Origin of the sequence: Scardovia inopinata JCM 12537 (assembly GCF_001042695.1) — a bacterium.
Lineage (GTDB): Bacteria > Actinomycetota > Actinomycetes > Actinomycetales > Bifidobacteriaceae > Scardovia > Scardovia inopinata.
Genome location: NZ_AP012334.1, coordinates 1,692,301 through 1,715,091 on the forward strand (window position 1 = coordinate 1,692,301; position 22,791 = coordinate 1,715,091).

Annotated in this window: 17 protein-coding genes; all 17 read right to left on the reverse strand. The window is 47.9% G+C overall.

All coding sequences use genetic code 11. The features are described 5' to 3' along the window. Positions 1 to 487: 487 nt before the first annotated feature. Positions 488 to 2,014: an FAD-dependent oxidoreductase gene (locus tag SCIP_RS07025; protein ID WP_006292333.1), complete on the reverse strand. Its 1,527-nt coding sequence runs from the start codon at positions 2,012 to 2,014 to the stop codon at positions 488 to 490. Positions 2,015 to 2,102: 88 nt separating this feature from the next. Continuing rightward, positions 2,103 to 6,155, reverse strand: coding sequence for an Ig-like domain-containing protein (locus SCIP_RS07030; RefSeq protein WP_050752347.1), 4,053 nt, complete (start codon positions 6,153 to 6,155; stop codon positions 2,103 to 2,105). Position 6,156: 1 nt separating this feature from the next. Next, positions 6,157 to 6,540: a hypothetical protein gene (locus tag SCIP_RS08385; protein ID WP_006292335.1), complete on the reverse strand. Its 384-nt coding sequence runs from the start codon at positions 6,538 to 6,540 to the stop codon at positions 6,157 to 6,159. Continuing rightward, complete coding sequence (locus tag SCIP_RS07040; RefSeq protein WP_006292336.1) at positions 6,540 to 8,258, reverse strand: serine/threonine protein kinase; 1,719 nt, start codon at positions 8,256 to 8,258, stop codon at positions 6,540 to 6,542. Before SCIP_RS07040 ends, SCIP_RS08385 begins: the two co-directional genes overlap by 1 nt. Beyond that, positions 8,242 to 9,573 (reverse strand): FHA domain-containing protein, encoded by a 1,332-nt coding sequence (locus SCIP_RS07045; RefSeq protein WP_006292337.1) that lies wholly within the window; start codon positions 9,571 to 9,573, stop codon positions 8,242 to 8,244. The genes SCIP_RS07040 and SCIP_RS07045 overlap by 17 nt, the downstream gene beginning before the upstream one ends. Before the next feature lie 109 nt (positions 9,574 to 9,682). Beyond that, entirely contained in the window at positions 9,683 to 10,384 is a 702-nt protein-coding gene (locus SCIP_RS07050; RefSeq protein WP_006292338.1) for a hypothetical protein, read from the reverse strand. Then, positions 10,384 to 10,860, reverse strand: coding sequence for a hypothetical protein (locus SCIP_RS07055; RefSeq protein ID WP_006292339.1), 477 nt, complete (start codon positions 10,858 to 10,860; stop codon positions 10,384 to 10,386). The genes SCIP_RS07050 and SCIP_RS07055 overlap by 1 nt, the downstream gene beginning before the upstream one ends. Positions 10,861 to 10,901: 41 nt before the next feature. Then, positions 10,902 to 12,278 (reverse strand): hypothetical protein, encoded by a 1,377-nt coding sequence (locus tag SCIP_RS07060; protein WP_006292340.1) that lies wholly within the window; start codon positions 12,276 to 12,278, stop codon positions 10,902 to 10,904. A 50-nt stretch (positions 12,279 to 12,328) separates the two neighbouring features. Further along, positions 12,329 to 12,883, reverse strand: a complete 555-nt coding sequence (locus SCIP_RS07065; RefSeq protein ID WP_006292341.1) for a WXG100 family type VII secretion target — start codon at positions 12,881 to 12,883, stop codon at positions 12,329 to 12,331. Between the two features lie 47 nt (positions 12,884 to 12,930). Further along, positions 12,931 to 13,407, reverse strand: coding sequence for a YwqH-like family protein (locus SCIP_RS07070; RefSeq protein ID WP_006292342.1), 477 nt, complete (start codon positions 13,405 to 13,407; stop codon positions 12,931 to 12,933). Positions 13,408 to 13,686: 279 nt separating this feature from the next. Then, a complete protein-coding gene (locus SCIP_RS07075; protein ID WP_006292344.1) occupies positions 13,687 to 13,968 on the reverse strand; it encodes a hypothetical protein in 282 nt (93 codons plus the stop codon). Further along, the gene (gene essC / locus SCIP_RS07080; protein WP_040590333.1) at positions 13,965 to 18,962 is read right to left on the reverse strand and encodes a type VII secretion protein EssC; all 4,998 of its coding nucleotides are present in this window, start codon (positions 18,960 to 18,962) and stop codon (positions 13,965 to 13,967) included. The genes SCIP_RS07075 and essC overlap by 4 nt, the downstream gene beginning before the upstream one ends. Positions 18,963 to 19,136: 174 nt before the next feature. Next, positions 19,137 to 19,430 carry a WXG100 family type VII secretion target gene (locus SCIP_RS07085; protein WP_006292347.1) on the reverse strand — a complete coding sequence of 98 codons (294 nt, stop codon included), beginning with the start codon at positions 19,428 to 19,430 and terminating at the stop codon, positions 19,137 to 19,139. Between the two features lie 167 nt (positions 19,431 to 19,597). Continuing rightward, positions 19,598 to 20,194, reverse strand: a complete 597-nt coding sequence (locus tag SCIP_RS07090) for a hypothetical protein (RefSeq protein ID WP_006292349.1) — start codon at positions 20,192 to 20,194, stop codon at positions 19,598 to 19,600. Between the two features lie 22 nt (positions 20,195 to 20,216). After that, on the reverse strand, positions 20,217 to 20,864 hold the full coding sequence (locus tag SCIP_RS07095) for a hypothetical protein (protein WP_050752348.1): 648 nt from the start codon (positions 20,862 to 20,864) through the stop codon (positions 20,217 to 20,219). Positions 20,865 to 20,876: 12 nt separating this feature from the next. Then, positions 20,877 to 22,133: a hypothetical protein gene (locus SCIP_RS08390; protein WP_006292352.1), complete on the reverse strand. Its 1,257-nt coding sequence runs from the start codon at positions 22,131 to 22,133 to the stop codon at positions 20,877 to 20,879. 10 nt (positions 22,134 to 22,143) lie between these two features. Beyond that, on the reverse strand, positions 22,144 to 22,776 hold the full coding sequence (locus tag SCIP_RS07105; protein WP_006292353.1) for a hypothetical protein: 633 nt from the start codon (positions 22,774 to 22,776) through the stop codon (positions 22,144 to 22,146). Between the last annotated feature and the right edge of the window lie 15 nt (positions 22,777 to 22,791).

Genomic DNA, 22,791 nt, shown 5'->3' on the forward strand with positions numbered 1-22,791 from the left:
TCATTATCCTTCATCATCGTTTTTTCAGACAGTGGATGTCATTCATACCATTCAAGAAATACCCTGTTTATGTGTATAAAATAAATTCAATAGAATATTTAATAGAATAAGAAGTGGTAAAATGAACAAATTAGGATAGGTTGGTGCACAATTATGGAAAATACATGGACAGAGCGGATAAAAATCTATAAATTGGCTACAGACTTTAGGGATATTATTAATAAACGTACTTGTTTATTCTTTAATAAGAATCCTTATTTTCTTCCATGGGAGTATCTACCAGGCCTGTCACTCATCCTATATGCTTCCGGAAACGATTGCTTTCAGCCTTCTTATGACTTTACCTTTCCTTTATTCCCAAGTGCATAGCAGTAAGCAGAATAAACGCTCCAAAAATAGCTAAAAATAGCCAGAAATAAGCAAGCCGGCGGGATAGATGGTGGGATAGACTGCCGGATAGATAGCAAAAGAAGTCACTGCCCTTGATTCACTGTCCCTGATATTCCTGCCGGCCAATTGCCCTGAGCTGATCAGAATCAATTACCTTAATATGCTCGCGACCAACCGCAGCCCCCTGGGACCGCTCATAGGCATCTATCCGCTTCCAGGCCTGGTAATCAAGGGGAGACAGGCCTCGTTCAGCCAACAGATCATCAATCGTGTCGGATCCATGCGGGGCAACATGCCCGCCCGTGCCTGACTGTGCCCAATCCTCAAGAATTTTCCCTACTGTTTCCAAAGCATCGGATTTGGTGGATCCAATCAAGCCCACAGGTCCGCGCTTAGCCCAGCCACTGGCATAAACATACGGAAGGGGATGTCCTCCCTGGTCTTCAGGTGCGCTGTAAATCCGCCCGCCCACGTTTGTCAGCGTATAGCGGGCATCGTTATAAGGGATCCCTGCAACCTGTGCAGGCTTATACCCAATGGCATGGTAAACAGCCTGAACTGGATACTCGGTCACATCGTCAGTGGTTGTCATCTGACCCTGCGGGCTGGTTTTTGTGCGCTGAACCCGAAGAGCAGTCACCTTTCCATCCTGGCCTACAATTTCCACTGGATTGGAATTAAAATGCAAGTAGAAGGTTCTCCTGGCTTTCTGCCCCTGAAAATCAAGGCCGCCGGCATCTTCCATGTCAAGCGATAAATCGTGAACAGCAAAAAGCTCTTCCACCATCTGCCGGGTGAGTTTATCCTGGGCCGCCACCTCCAGGGTCGCTTCATCCATATTGAAATCATTATCATCAGTCACAATCCGGACTCCGGGCAGCTTCTCCAGCTCTCTGAGCTCCTGAACCGAAAACTTGGCCTGAGCAACTCCCCTGCGGACAAAAACATGAACTTCCTGGGCTTTATTACCCTCCAGACCCTGGTACACATTGTCAGGGATGTCGGTTCCCAGCAGATCTTCAGGGTAGCGGACCAGGAAACGGGACACATCCATTGCCACGTTCCCTCCGCCAATGACAGCAACCTGCTCAGCATCCAGCGGCCAGAACCGGGGTGCATCAGGGTAGCCATCGTACCACTCTACAAACCGAGCAGCCCCATAAACTCCCCGCAGATCATGGCCTTTCAGGGTCAGCGGCCGGTCTTCAACAGCTCCGGTGGCAAAAATGACAGCATCGTAGCGGTCAGTTACATCCTTCAGCGATAAGTCTTTGCCAAACTCAACATCTGCATAAAGATGTATATGGGGATTGTTCAGCGTTTTTTCCAATGCCCCCATAATATATTTGATAGCAGGATGATCAGGAGCAACCCCATAGCGGACCAGGCCAAAGGGAACCGGCAGCTTTTCGAACAGATCAATGGAAGCATCAGACGGAAGGCCAAGCCGGGCTCCCGACTGCTTCAGCTGACGCAGAAGAATATCTGCCGTATAGACACCAGCCGGTCCGGCTCCAACCACTGCAACCTTGAGAGGATAACTCTCCGCAGAATTCTGCCCTTCTCCTGCAGTTGTCCCTCTCTCCTGAGTATCTCCCACGGTGGCATTAGTCTCGGTATTCATACTATTCATGGTTTTTATCCTATCGCGTCAAGAGACAGGTGTCACCAGCCTCCAGGAATTTTACCCGGGAAATTTTACCCGGGAAATTTTACTTCCGGCTGTGGTGGAAGGGGTTTCGCTTGTTCTTATTCGCCTTGTGCCTGTACGCCAGCAGAACCAGAAGGGCAGCTAGCAGGGCCAGGGCAAAAATTGCCCCGGTCACCAGGCGGTTCATCACCTCAGGTGTATTAACCGCATACTGCCACCAATCGCTGACTATCATGACCCCGCGGTAGGACACTGTCTGCTTATTTCCAGCCTGATCGACGGCTGCAAGGGTAAGTGTATGCCTGTGCCCATCAGCTTTCAGAGTATAAGTGGGCTGGTTGCTCAGGAAATCCCTCTTGGACCAGGTCTGTACCTTCTTTCCATCTATATACAGGTTCACTGATTTTGTGGACATGTTGTCCCCAGCCAGAATGGTAAATGCCTTCGAGGGAGCATAATAAACCTTTCCCTGATGGATTCCCAGGGCTGACACAGTAGGCTTATGAGCATCCACAGCGAAGTTAACTTCAGCGGCTGCTTTTCTGTCCGCCGACTTGTTGCTCATGGTATTTTCCGCCAGATTGCCAGCCTGATCGAGGGAAGTGAGCCGAATCCGGTAGTAGCCATCAGATGAGAAGAGGGAAGCCGGCAGAGTATAGGTGGTCTGTGACCATCCCTTGTCATTGCTGGTTTTGAGTGAATACTGGGAAGCCTTCAAAGTGACCAGGGTCGAATCCTTGGCCAGACTGATTCTGACCGAATTTTTCAGCAGGCCGCTGACATTGGTTTCTGTAATGGTCACCGACCTGGCTTTCTTGAGGTAGCGGCCGCGCATAGACTGAGTTACTGGATCAAAGGAGTAGACAGACCCATACCGATTTACCGAAAAAACAAGCTTCCTGGTAACCGCATTCCCAGCCTTATCCACAGCCGACGCAGTCAGAGTATAAAGATCATCATACTTAAGCTCGTGGGGGAAATCTCCATAGATAACTTCCTGACTAGTACTGGTTCTATGCACCTGGGGATAGAAAATCATGGTCCCGGAATGATGGGAGGCCGTAAGCTGATATGTAGTCAAAGCTGAATCCAGGTTCTTGTCGGTTGACAGAATACGGGGAGCAATATGATCCGCGTATGCAGTTTTATCTGCCACTTTGCCAATGGTGAGCTCCGGCAGGGTTTTATCGATGATAAATTCAGGCTCTGTCAGCTTCTGAGAGCTGTTGTCAGCAAAATCTGACGACGAAAGGGAAATGGTGTAGTGGCATTCCTGAGTAAAAGCCACTGTGGCCGAATAGATCTTCTCTTTGCTGTCAGGAGAGGAAGTCACCGTCCAGGCGCTGGCCGCAGGGGCAGGTAAAACTTTCCCGTTCTGATCCTTAGCCGTTACCACAATATGAGTAGCGGCCAGATTGATATTCCTGTCAGAAATTCTGATGAGAGCAATCCGATTGGCCTTATAATAATTTCCGCTGCGAGAATCATTATTGTTGAAAGTCAGCGAAGCCAGGGGTTTAACCGTATCAATAATGAAAAGTGGCGACTGTGCGCTGGCGGACAGGCCAGTAGGGTGTACCAGGGAAGCAGATATTTCCCACTGACCGTCGCTGCGGCAGGCAACCTGAGCCGCCCACAAACCCGGGTGACCGGGAATTGGCGTAAATTTATCCGCCGATACCGACTGCTTGGTCCCATCATGAGTCACTGTCACAACCCTGGCAGATGGATCTGCACTCTTCAGGAGGTCAAAAATAGGGTCAATCAAGGTTACAGTGGCAGTTCTAGCTGAAGAGAAATACCTGCCATGATGGACCGCATTATTGTCGTAGCTGATGGACAGGCGAGGAGCCTGGGAATCAATCACTATCCCCTTTATTTCCTGCTCTTTCACTGTTGAAGGGTAAAGAGATTTTCCCTTATCATTCTTAATAAAATCAGAAAGCTTAATAAGGGTTTGGTTGCCGGCCTCATCAGAAATTAAAAGAACAGTACCGGCAAAAGTCATTCTCTGGTTACCGCCACGAATAGTGAAAGATATGCTGCCCTGGTGATTATGCGAACCCGGAGAAGACGCCAGATGAAGAAGAGGAGCCTGCTTGTTTCCCCTGATTGAATTATAGGAAGCAAAGACGGCAGAGGCCGGTTCCAATCCGGAAGTGGAGTCAGTCACCCCTTCAATGGTCACCGTAACAGGGTTGGAACTGAAAATCCACTGCCCTTTGACCTTTCCTGCCGGCTCCAGGCTGAGTCTGGTCACTGCTGGAGCCGTGGTATCGATGAGGAAAGATTCCTTTTGACTGATTTGCCCCCAGAACTCAGCCTGAATGTGATACTTTCCTTCTTCCTTGACTGTCCGCTCATAAATCAGCAGATCGGGGTCATCTGAAGAATCAGAGGAGATAACTTTCAGGTCAGACAGGGGGACGGCTGTTGTTTGCAGCGGATTATCCTTGATCTGCTGCTGAACAGTGAGTTTCAGGGAATCTATATGCTTATAAACTTCCAGCCACCTGGTTTTCAGGCTAATTTTCTCCTTCACCGCACCCCGGTAGTAGGTAGTGTCATCGGTTTTCCTGACCCCTACCTGTTTATCTGCAGGCAGGATAGCAACATGGGGAACCAGCTCACGGGCTGCCTCCTGAGTAGTGACCAAGAGCGACTGATAGGAAACATTCGATGCCACGCTCAGCAATGCCAGACCCTTCTTATTAGTTGTCAAGGTGTTGCCGGCATAATCGGATGCCTGAAGATACATATCAGACAGATCATACAGACCATCATCTTTCAGAGTCAGCTCATAGGTAAGAGTCTTATCCCTGTCCTGGCCGTCTGATGGATTCTTCTGACGAAGCCAGGGGGTCAGATCCACAGGTTCAGCCTTCTTGTTAAAAGCAGCCTGCCGGGTTCCTGTAATCTTTAGAGATTGGGGATCTATCCGTCCTTTGTCTTGCAGGGTAAGGGTAATACGAGGTTGATTTTTTACAACCAGAATATCCTCTTTCTTTCCCCCTATTGCCACCCCAGTAGCCAGGCTTCCGTCGGATTTATCTGGTACAGTTACCGAAATCTGCGGACGCAAAGTATCAATGGTCAGGTGCAGTCTACTCCTGATTCCACCTGCATCATTCAACTCGATTGTGTAAGGTCCATCTGCCAAGAAGAGGCGGCCCTGGTACTGAAACTGATTCAGGCGGTAGGAGTAGGTCAGCCCTTCATCTGCATTACCCTCTGCTGTAAAACTACCGAGCGGGGCCTCCTTCCTGGTCTCGTCGCTGTGGCGGATGACCTGCACTGAACCACGATCCAGCCAGGCATTGCGGAAGTCTTCCACCCAGGAAAAATAATCGTTCTTGACAGTCAAAACCAGCCTGGCATCTTTCACCTGAGAGGCAGCCAGCCAGGCATCATCGCCCAGATCTGTACCCTGGCCATCCTGCAAATTAAAAGATACATCGCTGTTCATAGAAGTAAGCAGGAGGGAATCCAGCCCCGGGGTTTTAAGGACATCAGGAAGATCCACCTGGGCAGAATCGTTTACCAGGTCAGCAAGAGTTTTAGTAATAACCTGCTTCTGCCCGGCTTGGTTCCGGCTATTATACGTTAAGGTAAAAGTCACCTGATCGAACCGGTAAATACCACCGTGGGGCAAGGATAAGAGAAGAACTTTGCTGTCACCGCTGACAGTTGCCCTTGTATCCTCCTGAAGCTTCACAGAGTCGCCCCTGTTCGATTCCTGCTTGTACCGCCCTTTATGATCTACTGTTGTATACTTATAGCTGGCTCTAGCTTCCGTCAGCTGGGAGGCTGCCCCAATCTGGATTCTCAGTTTGAGATTTTCCTGGGCAAGCAAGTAACGGCCCACAGCTGTTCCCGTACCGGTGTCAGTTTCAAAGTCAGGATCGTTGGCTGGATCGGCGCCAGTCTGGGCAGCAGTCAGACGGACTGCAACAATTCCCGGGTCATCGGCAGCTGCATAAGATAAAGTTTTTGTCATAAGTGTCAGGCCAATGATCAGGAGAATCCCCAAGAAAATACTCAGCCCGAGAACGAACCGCTTGTTTTTCCTTTTTCGTACCGCCTTCTGAATACGGCTGCTGATATAAGTCTTCATCTTATCCCCTGCTTTCCTTATCTTTCTCAGCTGTTCTCTCTATCCCCTTATCAGGGGCTGAAAGAACAGTCTCTGATTCATCTGCTATAACAGTTTGGCTCTCGCCAAGAGCAGGGCTGACCATACGAACTTCGATGGATCCATCCTGGTTTTCCTGTTTATTGTGGGAATTGTCACTCGATCCAGATGCGGATTCTTGCGCCCGCCATAGCTCATGCCTGGTGTGGCGCAATTGGGCTATTTCCCTCTCTGCAGTTTTCCCAGTTAAAGTATTGCGGACGGAAGGAATCTTCAGAAGAAAGAAAAGTGTCAGGGCTACCAAGGCCAATACGGCAGCAAGGCAGAAGAAAACAAGTGCCAGAGTATGCCAGGTATCCGGTTTCATCAGTTTCCTACCTTTCTGGAATCAATAAACCCATTGATAATAGATTGTTTGGCGTCGTTTTCCTGCCGGAGAATATTCTGCTTTATTTCATCGCCTGATGTCGAGGTTGAGGCAGTATTTCTGGCTAAAGCAACAGAGTGATCCACCAGATTGAGCATATCTTGCTGAGAAATACCATCTGCCCTAAATTTTCGAGGATATGTGCTCAAGACGCTTTCCACAAACTGAGCAACATTGAATCTCATGACTTCGTTCCTGCTTTCGCTGGCGATATCAATAAGACCCTGAATTTTACCAAAATAAATCTTAAATTGACCTTTATCTGTACCCTGAACTATTTGGGGCACTACTTTGCTATTGAAAGATGCTATATCTGCATAAACCCGGGCTTGAGGCTGGCGGGAGAAATTCTTGACTGCAGCAGCATCCTGCATCCACTGTCCGGCATAACGAATCCGCTCATACTGAAGTGAGGAGCTGTCAGAAGAAGCTGAAGAAGACTGAGGACCCTGGTAATAGAACCAGTACATAAGCCCTGTGTCATACGAAAGTTGGGCCCACTGAATTTGCCGTGATTTCAAGCTAATCTCATGGTCCTGAATCGACTCCAGAAATTGGGTTGCTTCCTGGTGGGTGAACTTTCCATCATTCCTATACCGGTTAAGCAGGCCTTCATAAGGCTTGATGGAATCAGGTTGCAGGTTGCTGGCCCGCAGATAGTAAGCCTCTGCCTGCTCGTCATCAAGCTCATGTTCAGCCAGACTCATCCAATAGTCAAAACTGTTATTGCGGGTAACATTTTCCGCAATCAAAGCCCCGCCCCCAAGAACCAGGCAGACAAGAGCTGCAATAACCGCGGACAGGAAAGACCGCCACTTGAGTAGGAGGACCCTGTGATGAGCCCGATCTTCTTCCTGATAGTGCCTCAAGGCATAGGCAAATTCAGCACAGCTCTGGAACCGCTTGTCCGGATCTTTTTCAATTGCCTTATCTATGACCTTCTCCAGCCCTTCAGACAGCTCCGGCCTGTACTGCCTGATAGGTTGAACCTCCTGCCGGGGATCCGACCCCGTTAAGAGAAAATGCAGGGTCATGCCCAGAGAATATACGTCAGAACGGGTATCCAGTTTTTTGTTAATCGCAAACTGTTCAGGAGCCCCATAACCGGGAGTACCCAAATTAAAAACTCCGTGAGTTCCGTAGGACAAATGTCCTAAATCCTCCCCCATGCGGTGGGCAATCCCAAAATCGATAAGCATAACCGTCCCGTCCGGTTTAACCATAACGTTGGACGGTTTCATATCTGCAAAAACAATCGGCGGATTTCTGCGATGAAGATAATCGAGCACGCTGCAGAGCTGAATCCCCCAGTCCACTACATCTTTTTGACTGCAGGGCCCCTGGCGCCGGAAGCGATTGGTCAGAGTTTCACCTTCAATATAGTCCATGATTACATACAGCTTGTTCTGATCATCAATTAAGTCGACAATGCGAGGAATAGCAGGATGATCGAAATCCTTGATGAGATTTGCTTCTTCTACCAAGCTGCGTACAATGACCTCCCTCTTGCGGGGGTCATCAATATTTTTAATTTCCTTGATTGCCCACTGTTTATTGAGAGTTTTGTCTAAAGCCAGATAAACAGTAGACATTCCGCCAAGGCCAATTTGGGTAATTATCCGATAGCGGTCTCCAATAATGTCATTTTCCTGTGCCATAGACCCCCTCCTGATCCCGGTTAATGTTGTCCTGCCGATACTCTGTTCCTCTGTTTTGCCCTTCGGGTGGAATGGGTGGGATGAGGATCACCTGGAACTCTACGCTTGACAGGCTAAAAACTGATCCGCTTTTCAGAATTGTTCTGCTGCCGGAGGGCAGCCTAACTCCTCGGATGAACGTTCCGTTGGGAGCCTTGTTATCTACGAGGGCAAAGGAATCAGGTCCCACATATTCCACCCAAGCGTGAACCCTGCTCATAGTATTGGTTCCGCTAAAAGAAGCATCGGCTCTTTGTGAGCGACCGATGGAAGCCTGGTAAGCAGATAGCCGGACTGACATCCCATCACTGACCCGTCTGATAATGAAAGTAGGAAGAGGGGCCGTGTCGGAAGGTGACGTCGCCTCAGGCGGGGAAGGCGCCGCAAATGCACCTGTTGCAAATCCTCTCGCACCGGAAACACCTACTCCAGATGAAGTTAGGGAGGAAGAATCAACAATGGGAGTGGAAGCAGCGTCATCGAAAGAAGAGCCGGAGCCGCCAGCCTGACTACCGCCCCCGGCCATGGTCTGAACCGGATCCCATGCTAAAGCTGCCCAATTCTGACCGTCGTCAACTTTGTGGGAAGCCTGCCCGGCCTGAGTTCTTTCCAGACTTTCTGTACCAGAGGCAGAAAGATCTTCACTCGATACTGCATCCCCGGTTCTGGCTTCTGACAAGCTGGCCAGATCTAGGTCTGCCTCCTGTTTGCCAATCACCCCCCTAGTCAGCATCCAATCCCGCATAGCGACAGAAGAAAAAGTAGGATTCCTCCATATATAGTCCCGAACAATCTCAACCTTGACCTTATCCTCTTCATTGGGGAAATGAATCCGAGAGGACTCGCTCAGATACATCATCAAATCGTGGACACTGGGACGACCTTGGGCCAATCCCTTACCGGGAACAAGGACGAAAAGAGGAAGAGAGTCGGGCTGATTCATATAAATATAGCGTTTATTCCAGAGGACATTTTCCGCAGAGGCGTCCTGGCTGGTGCAGGTATCCATAACATCGGCAATAGACCGAATAAGCCTCCCGTACTGATCTGTGGAAATTCTTGCCTTGAGGAACGTTTTCAGCTTAATTGCCCCGGTGATGTCGTAGAGGAAAACAGCAGACTCCCCCTTCAGCTGGTAAGTAAAAGGAGGGAGAAAAGGAAGGCGCGCCTGCCGCAGCCACTCTGCCAGGGAATAGTTAATTTTTTCCTTGCCTGTCAGAGTAACCTTGATGGTTCGGGACCGGGAGCGCCAGTCTCTGACTATTCTCACTTTCACTTACTTACTGTCCTTTTTCCACTGAAGGCTTGCTGTCAGCTTGCCATAAAATTCTCTGTCTGATCCTGTGTTTATTGTCCTGTGCTTACTGTCAACTTCTGCAAAGAACCTAGCTGAGAGATAGGAGGGCCTCAAAATGATCGTTGATTTTAGTTGGCAGTCCGTCAATAAGGAAGAGGAGGTGATGGTTCCCCACAATTAATTCCTGCGGAGGCTGGGCCCAAACCCGCTGGGAAAGACTATTCCAGAGGGCCTGCCTGTCTTCGTTTTCCTGCCCGGCAGCAGCCTGCTGGTCCAGGGCCATGTCATAGACCATGGCTAAATGCCAGTCCACAACCGGGTCATCATAGCGCAGCTCATAGGCGGCAAGGTTACCGTAGGGTCGGGGGATTTCCACATAATTGAGCAAATACCTGTTTTTCCCGGAAGCAAACGGCTCTTTATCGGCTGGAACCCAGATTCCCTTAGCCCGGCAGAATTCTTCGAATTTATCATTCATTGCCACAAAATGAGACCGGCTGTGCCTGTCCTGCACCTGGGAATAGCTTCCGCTCAAGGCCCTGCCTACGCTGGCCATAAAACGGCCACCCCGGCTGGTGGCAACCTCTCTGGCTTTTTTTGCTCCCAGGGAAACCCTGACATCATTCCCCTTAAGGTGAAGGTACACAGCGTAACCGGCAAGGACCAGAGCGCCGCCAATGATCAGAACAAAACCCGCAATAATTAAAGCTCTCCCCCAGCCAGGCAGGTTAACGTGTTCCTTGGCAGAGAGGGCAGGTAAAGCTGACAGGAAAAATAAAGTACTGTGCATTATCTTTCGGCTTCCTCCTTATCCAGGGTGACAGTTTCTAGGAACTCATGGATAGTCCGCAGATCCTGGGCAGCAGTCTGTCCGGTAACAGTGGAATGGAAACGATAAGTATCTGCCACCCCGTCGTGCTTAACGGTGAGGATGGCCAAAGATCCAGCCAAAGTACCAATTTCATGATCATAAATATATTCAATAATGTTCCAGTCCTGTCCCCGGCTGTTGGTCCCTCCCTGCTGGGCGGTAATCCGAGAGTTCTTCAGGCTGGCAACATACTGACTCATTTCACCCATCAAGGTCTCACCTGTCAGGTCTGCGCTCCGCCTTTCCAGGGCCACCACGGTGTTGGGCGAGAAGCCTGGCTGCTGGTGGATAAGGCAGAAAAGCACCCGGTCTGGATGGATAATCTCCCAGCCTTGAGGCAACTCGAAAGAAAAACCGGGAATATCCACTGTTGCGGTATCAGGAAAATGTGTCATAAGAACCTCCGTTGTATAAAACTATTGTAAACTGTTGCAGTCTAATGGAAAAAACTGCCGATAAAGTTGGTTGCTTCATCAGCAACAGAACCAATATCCAACGATGCTGAAACGTGAGCGCCTGCCCCAACACCAACAGTCGCGCTGGCACCAAGATTAATATTCAGCTTGCCATCCTTAAAATTAATTCCGGCATCAGCGTCCGCCCCAGCTCCAGCCCGAACAGAAGCATCGCCGGTGATGGACAGCGGCCCGATTCTTCCGCTCACGCTTCCCTCAGCTTTCGCTCCTGCAAAGGCCTCTGCATGGGCACCAACACCAACAGAATCATCATCTGGATTGTAGCCAAACTGTCCTGAAGCGGCCGCATCAGCGCCAACTTCACCCTCGCCATGGGCAGATACACCAACGCCACCGAAGGGAAGGTTGTTCCCAACATTAATGCTGGCATCGCCGGATGCCTTTATACCAGCATGAACGGAAACTTCACCTGATGCACCCATGTTGCTGATGGATCCCTTTGCTTTTGCTCCGGCAGAAATATCGATTTCGCCACTGGCATCAGCGCTTGAATTTATTCCCAATAAATTCAAGCTTGCAGAAGCATTTCCTTGGGCATTCCATAAATGATAAGCAGCTTCTGCTTCACCATCCATAGATATTTTCCCGTTTTCATCAATAGAGACAGTGCCCTTAGTGCTTACATCTGTATAATTGCTGTCTGTGCTGCCTGAGGCGCTTCCCTCCGATGACAGCATAAGGCTACCTAGGATGGCCCGGGCTACATCCTGCCGTGCCTGCTGAGTCTGTTCAGCGGTAACAAAATCTCCTGAGAATTTGGAAGAATACTGACCATCAAAATCTCTGACGGCAGAGCTCAAAGCAGTCCAGGAATCTTGAATTGAGCGGTAAGAATCTGCCTGAGCTTTCGTGTACCTTTGGATATTATCCAGGGCTGCAATAACCTCATCTCTCTCCCCCTGCTCGTTATCCAGCCCAGCAGCTTGACCAGATAGATCTGAAGCCTCAGTTGTAAAAGAGTCAGCTGCAGTTGCTGCGTCACCCATAACATTACCGAAATTGCTGTCTGGATTGCATTTGATTTTTGTCTCGTCCTGCGGGTCTGTCCCTATGGCAGAAAATAGTGCCTTATATTTTGCCTGCACTGAATCAACTGCATCAGTCGCAGCTTGAGCCAGGTCCGTGGCAAAAATCTCATAGGCTGCCCTAAAACTGGTCATCTGAACATCAACCAGAGTATAGGAATTTTCTGCCTGAGCCGCCCAACAGCCATTTTGTCCTTCGAGCGTTGAAATGTTCTGTTTTCTGGCACTGTCAAATTGTGATCCATACCTGTCTTTAGCACTGGTGACGCTCTGCGACACCTCCTTCAGACCCGTGGTATTAAGTCGAAACATTAGTAGCTCCTTACTATAAGATTTACGCTTCTGCCAACAATAGGTATGCCTTACTTTCCTTTCTTCTGCTTAGGAGTATGAGAAGCGGACCTAGATTCCGAATGCGAAACACCGTTATTGTTAACTGTTGTGTTGGATGACCGACTCTCCTGATACTCACCCTCACCGTTTTTACGGTTATAGTTATCCTTGTTATCAACAGAAACTCCGTTTTCATCAACAGAGATATCAGTACTCCGGTCATGATGACGACCCCGCGTAATATTGGAGCCGCCCTCACCTTTGAAATTGTCACCGGCATCCGAGCCATACTTGTGAGAAATAGAGGCATCCACGCCTTCGAATGAGACAGCTGCATTGTTCAAATTGTCTGCATAGGTAGACAAACCTTGGTGAATATTATCTGCTGCCTGGCTCACCTGCTTAAGCCGATTTACCAGGGCCTCATAGGCGGCTCCCTCGCAGTCGCTGAGAGCCGAATTTAAGCTTCCATCTTTCTCCCCAAGAGCCTTAATAACGCCTGCGTTAGTAACAAAACTATCCCCGTACTGTTTAATATCATCCGGAGTGATTTTAATTTCACCTGAAGTCTTCGGATCTGCCATCTGTATACCTGACCTTTACTCTTCTGAAGTTAACGTCTGCATGTCAGTTAACTGTTAATCTGATCGGATAGGGAATTTATTTGAGATTGGGTAGAATCAAGCTGGCTCTGAGTTGACTGCAGAGAAGACTGGGCAGAGCTCAGGCTCTTGCTCAAAGTGCTTATTTGTGATTCCAGCCGGCTGATCAGTTTATCAACAGCAGAGGTAACGGCAGAAATCTTGGAATCAATATCAGCATTGTGCTCTTTGAGAGTAGAGCCAGCCGAACTGTCGTCTACGGCATCCTGCAGCAAAGACACCCCGTTCTCCAGCTCATTCTGAAGATCAGTTTTCTTTGGTGCAAATGACGTATCCACATCGCTGCGGAAGGTACGGGCAGTAACCAATTTACTATTCAGATCCGCTATTTGAGCATTCAGACTATCAACCTGAGACTGCAGGCCGGAGACCTGAGACTGCAAGTTGTTTCTGCTAGTAGCTAAATTATCAATCTGGCCCTGGATCTGCTTCTGGTTGTCATCCATAAAGACCCTTTCTCTTTTCTTACTTTTGCGCTTTTTTCATTATACCAAAATGTGGCAACGAGCTCAAATTTACTAACTAAATAAAGATAAGAATCCTGGGAAATAGCGGAGAGCAACAGGACAGTCAGGAGCCTTTTGTTGGGCAGTATTGAGCAGGATTGGGCAGGATTCCTATCAGGCTGATAAAAGGGTATGGTCATTCGCAAGAATTCTGCAGCTGTAAAGCAGATGGACAGATAAGTCAACATACTGCTTTCGAAACCGGAAACTTCCCGGACTTTATACCAGCACAAGCTGAGCTCCGGAAGACAGCAGCCCGCGATCAACCAAGGCAGCATAAGTTTCACGAGGGTTCAGCATCAGCCCCTGAAGAGGGCCAGCCTGCTGAATGATCAGATCAGCCTCCTGATTATTCTGGTAAAACTCCGGTTGAACCGAAGCCATAAGATCGGCAATAAGTACAAGCGATTCCCCCACAGTCATGCTGACCGGTACTCGAAACTCATAGCTGCGGCGGGCAGCAGGGAGGAAAATATTCAAAACCATAAAATCGTCTCTCATTGCTGCCCTCCTTCGCTGTCAGGCGCCCGGTGAATAACCCTGATGGAATGCCTGCCGCCCCGGTAAAAAACCCATCCATCAGTCTGAGCCTGAGCCTGGTTCATTTCAACCGGCATATTGGAATTGGGGAAGATGGATTCCTGCTTAATACCTTCGCCTATCCACAATCCCTGAGGATTAGCCCGTACCGCCTTCAGCCAGGCATCATAGGTGTTTTCAATCCGCCATCGTTCCATAATAAGAACAAGATTTGTTGTATCTTTATAAGTTCCGTTCTCAATATAAGAAGTCACCCGGTTTCGCGATTGAGCAGGAAGCTGAGACAGAGTCAGGAGTATATCGGTAAAAAGAACCATAGCAGGCTGAGCAGTTCCGGAACAGACAGCTTCCAGCCTATCAGCAATATCACTTATATCTGTAGCGATATGGAAGTTCTCACTATCCTGCGGCAAGTCCCGCATGAGCCGCAGGGAATCCACAATCAGAACTCCCCGATGGATTCTCCCTCCAGCAGCAGAAGCCAGAGTCCCTCCCAAACCGCGGGCGAAGGAATTAAGAGCCTCAGCATCATTACCAGTAATAATGAAAGCAGGAGCCTTGAGGCCATCAACAGCCAAGGGATAAACTTCCTGCTTGTCATATCCCAGAGGAATATCCCGCTCTTCCTGCACAGCAGGAACCATGAGATCAGGGGTGACAAGGCCTGGCAGGCGAGGAATCTCAGGAGCAGAAGTTCCGGAAGAATTACGGCTCAGCTGCCTGCACCGCTCCCGAATTTGTTTGCCTGTTCCAGCATCTGCTGCCTGATATTCATGCTTCTCATTATTCTCCAAAAGCAAACCACGCAGGTAGTGCCTGGGTGGGGTTGTTCCTGCCATACTGCCCAAAACTCCGCCATAATCATCATCATTATTGAAGGCAGTCACCAGAGAAAGCCCAAAAAGTGCTCGAAGACGCCAATTCACCTGGTTGAAATTAGTCGACGTCACCACAAAATGAATCCCGTAGCGGGGGCCTTCATGAACCATCTCAGTAAGCATGTCAGAGAATTGAGGATACGCTTCATTGAAGGCTGCAATGTTAGTCAGGGCAACAACAATTCTGGGAAGAGGCTCTCGCTGACTATCGGCAGGACTGGTTTCATAAGTGATCCCAGCAGTGGGGTCTGTACCGGAACCGAGATTATCTGCAGAGCCTGCCCTATCTTCAGCAATATAGTCTTCATACCGTTCCCCCAGACTATTCAGAAGGCGGCGGCGATGAGCAATAGTACGGGAAATAAAATGAATTAGGCTAATGACCCGCTCTTTATCATCAATAACAGCGGTTCCACCCACCTGAGGGGCATCATTAAAAGCAGTCAAAGTGCCATCCCCCATATCCAGAGCATAGAGATTGATCTGGTCAGACCGGTAGTCCCTCACCAGGGAATCAACAATGGTAGACACCATACTTTCCGTTCCGTAGGAGGTCTGCCCATAAATTATCAAATTGTCAATCTGGGGAAAATCAATCTGGAGCAGATGCTGATTCTGCCTCTTGGGATCATCAATAATACCAATGGTGGCAATGCAGGAACCGGGAGTGACCGTACCAGGAGTGATTGTACCAGGAGCAGTCTTAGGACCAGTTGCCTTGCCCTGAGGCGATCCGGCAGATTGCTCCCACAAACGGGCATAATTTCGCCTGAATTCTTCTACGCTCATCTGATTAGGAAGAGGATCAAGCCAGAGGGAATGGGCATGAATCTTCATATCGTCTGCAGTCTGTCCCAACTGCTCCAGAACTGCATCGAGCTCGGTCTGCTGGGAGGCGCCGTCCTTTTTCTGCGGCCTGAGGGAAGCAAGTGGCTCAGCAGTATTACCAATAAGAGTGACGATAGTATCATGATGTTCCTCATACTCACTCTGAGGAGAATATCGAACACCAGTGTAGGCACTCTGCCCCTGGGCAAAGTAATCGTTATAACCTACCAGAAGGTAAAAACGGCCTGGATTTTTTAGTTCCGCTGCATCCGGACGCCGGATCATTTCCTTGGAATCAGCAGAATCTGCCACCTTAAGGGAGATTTTAAAACGAGAATTACTCCAAATCTGATCATTAACCACACCAGTGGGCTTCTGAGTTGCCAGAATCAGATGGACTCCCAGGGAACGACCAATGCGGGCAGCAGAGATGAGTTCATCCATAAAATCAGGCTCTTGCTGCTTGAGCTCAGCAAATTCATCAGCAACAATAAATAAATGCGGCATGGGGTCAGTGACAACTCCTTGCCTGTAGTAAGACAAATATTTATAAATATCCATAGTAGGTTCACCGGTAACATCTCTGGCCTTGTTAAAAAGCCTCTGCCGGTGCTCCAACTCGCTTTGTATAGCAGCCAGAGAGCGGTTAATGGCAGATCCATCCAGATTGGTAATGGTTCCAGCCAAATGAGGAAGAGTATGGCGGCCGTTAGCGAAGGCTCCTGCCAGGCCTCCGCCCTTATAATCGATGAGAACAAAAGCGACCTCGTCAGGAGCATAATCCAGGGCCATAGACAGAATATAAGTAATAATCAACTCAGATTTTCCAGAACCGGTGGTACCGGCAATAAGCCCGTGCGGACCGTGAGAATCTTCATGAAGATCCAGAACAAAAGGCTGACCCTGGGCATCCAGACCAATATGAGTAGCCAGTGTTCGGCTGGCATCGTGAGTCCTCCAGCGCTCAGCCACGTTCAGGTCACCAACATTTCCTACCCGACACATATCCAGATAACCCAGAGACTGAGGAAATCCTGCGTTTTTCCCTCCTGCTCTGCGCAATTTAATCCCGCTTAAAGCTCGAGCATAGTCTTCGCATATCCGAGGGTCCAGCATGATGTCACAGGAGAAATCCCGCGAAGTCCCATCAACGTCATCCTTCAGAAAAATGGAGGATTTCCCCTGGGAAGCGTCTGATTCCGGATCGGTAATCTGCACCACTGTGCTGCACTCACTAGGCAGAGAACGCAGGCTGGATGCGCTGAAAATAACTGAAACCCCCATATCTGCTGCTGTATGAGTCCATTTAGACAGGGCAGGCGACCGGGAAGCCAAATCTCTGTCAGTACAAAAGACTAGATAAAAAGTTCCAAAATCTGCCTGAGAGCGCCGGTTCTGCCTGCCCGAGCGCTCATCATACAGTTTTTGAAGAAAGTGGTCTACCCGAATCATGTCTTCCGGCTCACAGGCCAAGAAGCGCAGCTGCCGGTCGTCAGAGAAGAGATGAGGAAGGCGGCGGGCAAAGTCCCATTCCTGAGAATCCTGCCCATTAGCAATAAGAATAATCTTGACATCATTGTATGAATATAAACCGCTTGCCTGAACCATAAGACCCCGCAGGGCTGACCAGACCAGAGGCCGTTCCCCTATGACCCCAACAACATGATTATGGTATAAATCCAAAGCCACAGGAACCTGAGAAATAACCGGCCTGTTCTTTTTCATCAGAGAAATACGATCAAAAAGGAGGTCGTTATCCAAGGTAAAGCGATTCTCCGGGTACGTTATATTCGCCTGGAGCTCTTCATTACCAATCCCCAGCCTCAGTTCCATAAAATCGCTGTGAGAAGTATTGCGGTTCATCAGCTCCGGGGATCTGGTCAGAGCCCGATCAATGATAGTGTGAGGCTCAATCCTGTTGTGCTTGAGGATTTCAGCCTGCTTATCGCTCTCTTTGCGCAGCTCCACCTCTACCCTATTCAAATAATCAGTGAACCGGCTGACTCGTTTCTCTTCTGCTCTTTTGCGTCGGTGTTTATCGTAAAAATTACTGATAATGGGCCAGATTATCATTCCTGCCACCATAGCGGCTGCCATAGCAATAGTGGGCAGAACAGACATAATCCCGTCGCCGTTCTGCAGCCGTGAAATCGTTGATACAATCATAAAAACTGATGCGACTCCCATAAGGAAGGAAGGCCCCAACTGCATTATTGCCGGGCTGGTTTTTTCTGCTTCCTTCTGGGGAGGGGATTCCAATTTGAAGGACCGCTGATGAACGCTCTGCATCAAGCGAGGAGCTGGAGCAAAAAAATCCTGATCCGAACTTTCTTCCCTTTTCTCCGAATCGGATAAAGAAGAAACTTCCGGACTGGAATTCACCAGTTCCTTATGAAACAGAGGTTTAAGATCCGACACAGAAGATTTTATTTCTAAGCCAGCCGGCGAGTTGAGGCTGAGGAATTTATTCCCTATGGCCAGAGTTAAGTCTGCCACAACAACAACATCTCCCAGTTGCAGACGGTATGACATTGCAGGGGAAACAGCCATGCCGTTAATAAAAACAGGATCTTGCCCTGTCAGCGGGTGAAGAATAAAAGTATTCCTCTGCAGCTGAAGAGTAAAGCTTTCTGAGGAAACCAGGGGGTGAGAGTACTGAATATCGGCGCTGCTGCCGGATCCTATCAAAATTCTGCGATGGGATGTAACAGCAAGTTTGCGGTATGATCTGAAACCTTGATCACTGGGGCGAACATAAATATACATGGGCCTGCCAGGAGCAGTCTCCCGCCCATCCTTCGTGTACTGAGGCTGCCTGGCCTGCTCCTTATCAGTTCTGGTTACTTTGTATATGGACGATTGGCTGGCTGAGAGCTCAACTGAATGAACCTCACCGACAGCAAGGCTTCCTGCGCTGCTGGGAGCATCGAAATTACGGGAATCAACCTGATCAATCAGATCGGACTGGTCCGCCTGGTCTTCCTGACCTTTCTGATCTGTCTGACCTTCCTGCTTATCGACAGTACCCCGCCTGTAATGCGCCGGAATTCGACTCAATGCGTAACCGTTCTCGGAATTAAGCCTGATTCCCTGGCGACCACTGTGCACCTTTGCGATCAGAGGGGCCTCCCCCTGATTCTGAGGAGTCGAACCAGCATACAAATGTAAAATCCCATTAGTACCGAGGACAACAGTATCTGTCGTTTCTCCCCGTGAATCATATACAGAAACCAGCAGAGCAGGATCCATTCCTTCACCATCCCCGCAGACAGTCCTGTAAGGCTGCCGCTACTATTCCATGACCATAAAGCACTATACACGGTGCTTTCTTAACTATAAAATAAGGGATGGGCTCGGCGGACCAGCGGCCTGCCATACCCATCCCATCCGTTTGTGAATTACAAACAGAAAAGAAGCAAAAGCTTAGCCACGGAACTGGCTGGCAATGCTCTGGTCTGTAGATTCAAGCGACTGAGCAGTCGTATCCAGGCTCCGTGCAATCTCGTTAATCAGATCTTCAGCCTTTACGAAGCCGGGGCGCAGTTCAGCAAAGCGCTGTGAATAAGCCTGAGAAGACTGACCTTCCCATTCTGACTGCAGCTGATTCAGCAAAGAGTCCATCTTTGAAATAACTTCCTGAACCTTGTTCGCTTCACCGCGATACTCGCCGGCACGAGAACGCATTTGATCTGGAGTAATTCTAATCTGACCTGCCATAGTAACGGAATCCTTCCTGTGGCGCCGTGCATCCTGCGATGCGCGTTCTTCTTATACTTCATATGAAGAGAGGACTTTCCTAACTTCGCTCTTTATTTTAATAGTAAGTCTTGATATTCATATTTGTCACGATCACTACATGTTGTGATGCCCTCTATTTTCAACCTTTAGAGCCGACTATTGTGATAAGCAAGAGAGTCGGAAATCTCCTGAAAATCAAACATAGTATGCATAGAATCTTCAGTAGTGCTGGTCATATTGATTAGAGTTTCCTTACCGTCAAGAGGGAAAATGAGGAAGACTCCGAACCAATCCAGGTCAGGGGTGACAAAGCTGTACCTCATCTGACCAATGAAAGCACCGGGAACAGTCTCTTCTTCAGATTTCAGCTGACGGAAGGACATATCATGATCATTGAAAAGGGGCAGCGACCGGGAGAAAGCAACGTGGTAATAGCCCAGACGCTCTTCCAGCTTCCCTTTCTGCCAGTGTGTGTCTGTTGTCATGCCCACCAAGGTTGTCTTCTTATCGCGCTGATCCCTAAAGCAGGAATCCGCAGCTATTGTAGTCAGGTCTATCTGACTTGAAAAAATAGGATTATTCATGACATCTTCAGGAAGAGACCAGGGACGATAATCCTGGGGAAGCAGAAGCCTGACTTTCCCAGCGAAAATAAGGGTCTCTGCTTGATTTCTATTTTCCTTTTCCTCTTCCTCATTTTCTTCTGGAGCTTGATTAGCATACAATCCGTCATCTTCTTGCATAAATATTTCCTTTAATCGACTTTTATTTGAGTATTTTTAAGGGCCAAACCACATGAGGCTGCTTCCAATACGAAAAAGACAACCTCAACTTACCAGAACGACAATTATAAATACGGATCCTCATATCCCAAGGACCCCTATGCCCTTCCAAATAATACAAAAACGAATAATCATAGGGTAGCAGGCTACTAATAGTCCCGTATGAATCCATACTAACTTTTTCATCCAGCCAGGCATTCAAATGTTTATAATCATCACTTATAGAATACCGGTATTGTCTGTTCTCTTTAACTACGTTCTGGCGATAACCGTTAATTTGTATTTTAAAATTATTAATTATCTTTTTCCGTTGTCCTCGTGTTACGATCAGTACAACATCACCATTAGTCTTTGCATACGTTTTATGCACTCTTTCATTGGCAAGAAGACGAAATGTTTTAGCAAACTTCTGCGGAGAGGAGCTCATTCTGCTGACAAAATTCTTGTCAAAAACGACCTTCGCCAACCACTGATCCGATGGACGGGGAGATGACTGGGCCTGCTGCAAACTCTGAATTCTGTGCGAATAAAATCTATAACCTAAACAAACGATAGCCACTATTAGTGAAATTGCAAGTATAGTTCTCAGTATGCGAGGTTTCTCTTCTTTCTGAACACTCAAGTCACTCATAAAAGACCACCCTCACTTCAATACTTTTAAGGGCCAAACCACATGAGGCTGCTTCCAATACGAAAAAGACAACTTCAACTTACCAGAATGACAATTATAAATACGAATCCTCATATCCCAAGGACCCTTATGCCCTTCCAAATAATACAAATAACCACAACAGGAGGGGATGCTTGATACAGTAAGCCCGTATGCATCCATACTAACTTTCTCGTCCATCCACACATCCAAATGCCCGTAATCACCACTGATCACATACCGATACTCCTTACTATCCCGGTGTAAGGGGGCATCCAAAGTATGAAAAAAATCCTTAAACTCATAAATAATCTTCTTACGCTGCGATTCAGTCATTACCTGAACAACACTCCCATCCTTCGCAGCATAAGCTTTCTTTACCCTCACCTTCATCAGCGTTCGAGTTGTCTTCGCAAACTGTTGAGGAGATAAACCAGACCGCTTCACATAATCCTTATCATAAACAATCTTCACCAGCCGTTGATCCGACGGATGGGAAACCGACTTGCTGATACCGCTAGCAGAATGGGAACTCCCCTGGCCAGAACCATATCTAATCATTCCGGAACTCAACATCATGGCAAAACAAGCCAAAAGGCCCAGGACTATTCCTATAACAGTTCCAAGCCACTTGTATGCACGATTTGTATCATATTCGATTTTCTTCAAACCAAAGCGATCAGTAATGGCCGCCAGAAACTGTATTTCCTGAATCGAACAATCCTGCTTACGAATAACAACAGCCTCGGTACGGTTAAGAAAAATATCAAAGCTATCCTTAGACTCGACTACTGAATAAAGAAGCTGATATGGTATTTTTAACCTCTGAACACTGAAAATAAACTCATCTTTTCTTTCAGCAGGAATATTTATTAAACTATTGTTATCTCCGGTTTTAATAACAAAACCATCAGCAAAGAGAATCAGACAAGAAAGCGATCTACCCAGTTTATTGTTCTTAAATAACGTCAACGCTCGCCTAACCAACAAATAGGGGATTAAAAGCATCAGCGCAGTGAGTATATACGAAGTAGCTGCCCAGAAAAATTCAGAGTTTCCAGTTGGCACTAGAGAAAACAGCAGACCATAAACTAAGAATATTGCAGAGAAGAAACCTACCACAAGGAAAAGATTCCACCGAATAGATCGGGAATAAAGACGCTTGTGCGACTCAATACTCGTATCGATAGGGAGCATATAAGCAGCGGGTACTTCGGAATATGGTGAAGCCTGATTATTCATATCTTTCATAACACCACCCTCACTTCAATACTTTTAAGGGCCAGGTCACGTGAGGCTGCTTCCAATACGAAAAAGACAACTTCAACTTACCAGAATGACAATTATAAATACGAATCGTCATATCCCAAGGACCCCTATGCCCTTCCAAATAATACAAATAACTATACCCTTCGGGTATAAAAACCACTACTTGAGTATATCCGTCCATGCTCACTCTCTCATCTAGCCAAACAGACAAATACCGATAATCACTCCCTACAACATATCGATACTTCTTATTTTCTTTCTTCGTACTTCTACCAAACTTAGCAATATCCTCTTTAAATGCTCGTATGATCTTCTTACGCTGCGATTCAGTCATTACCTGAACAACACTCCCATCTTTAGCCGCGTAAGCTTTTTTTACCTTTACCCCCATAAGCATGTGAAGATTTTTTGCCATACGCTGAGGCGACAAACCGGACCGCTTCACATAATCCTTATCATAAACAACCTTCACCCAGCGCTGATCCGACGAAACGGAGTACCGCTGTTCCTGATGAACGCCAGGCACTCTATACGCATAAAACCTATAAACTAAACCTCCAGTACATATCAGAGATACCACAATAAGCAGAGAAAATATAACTTTATTACTTTTCTTATTTTTCATTAAAGCCCTCAATCC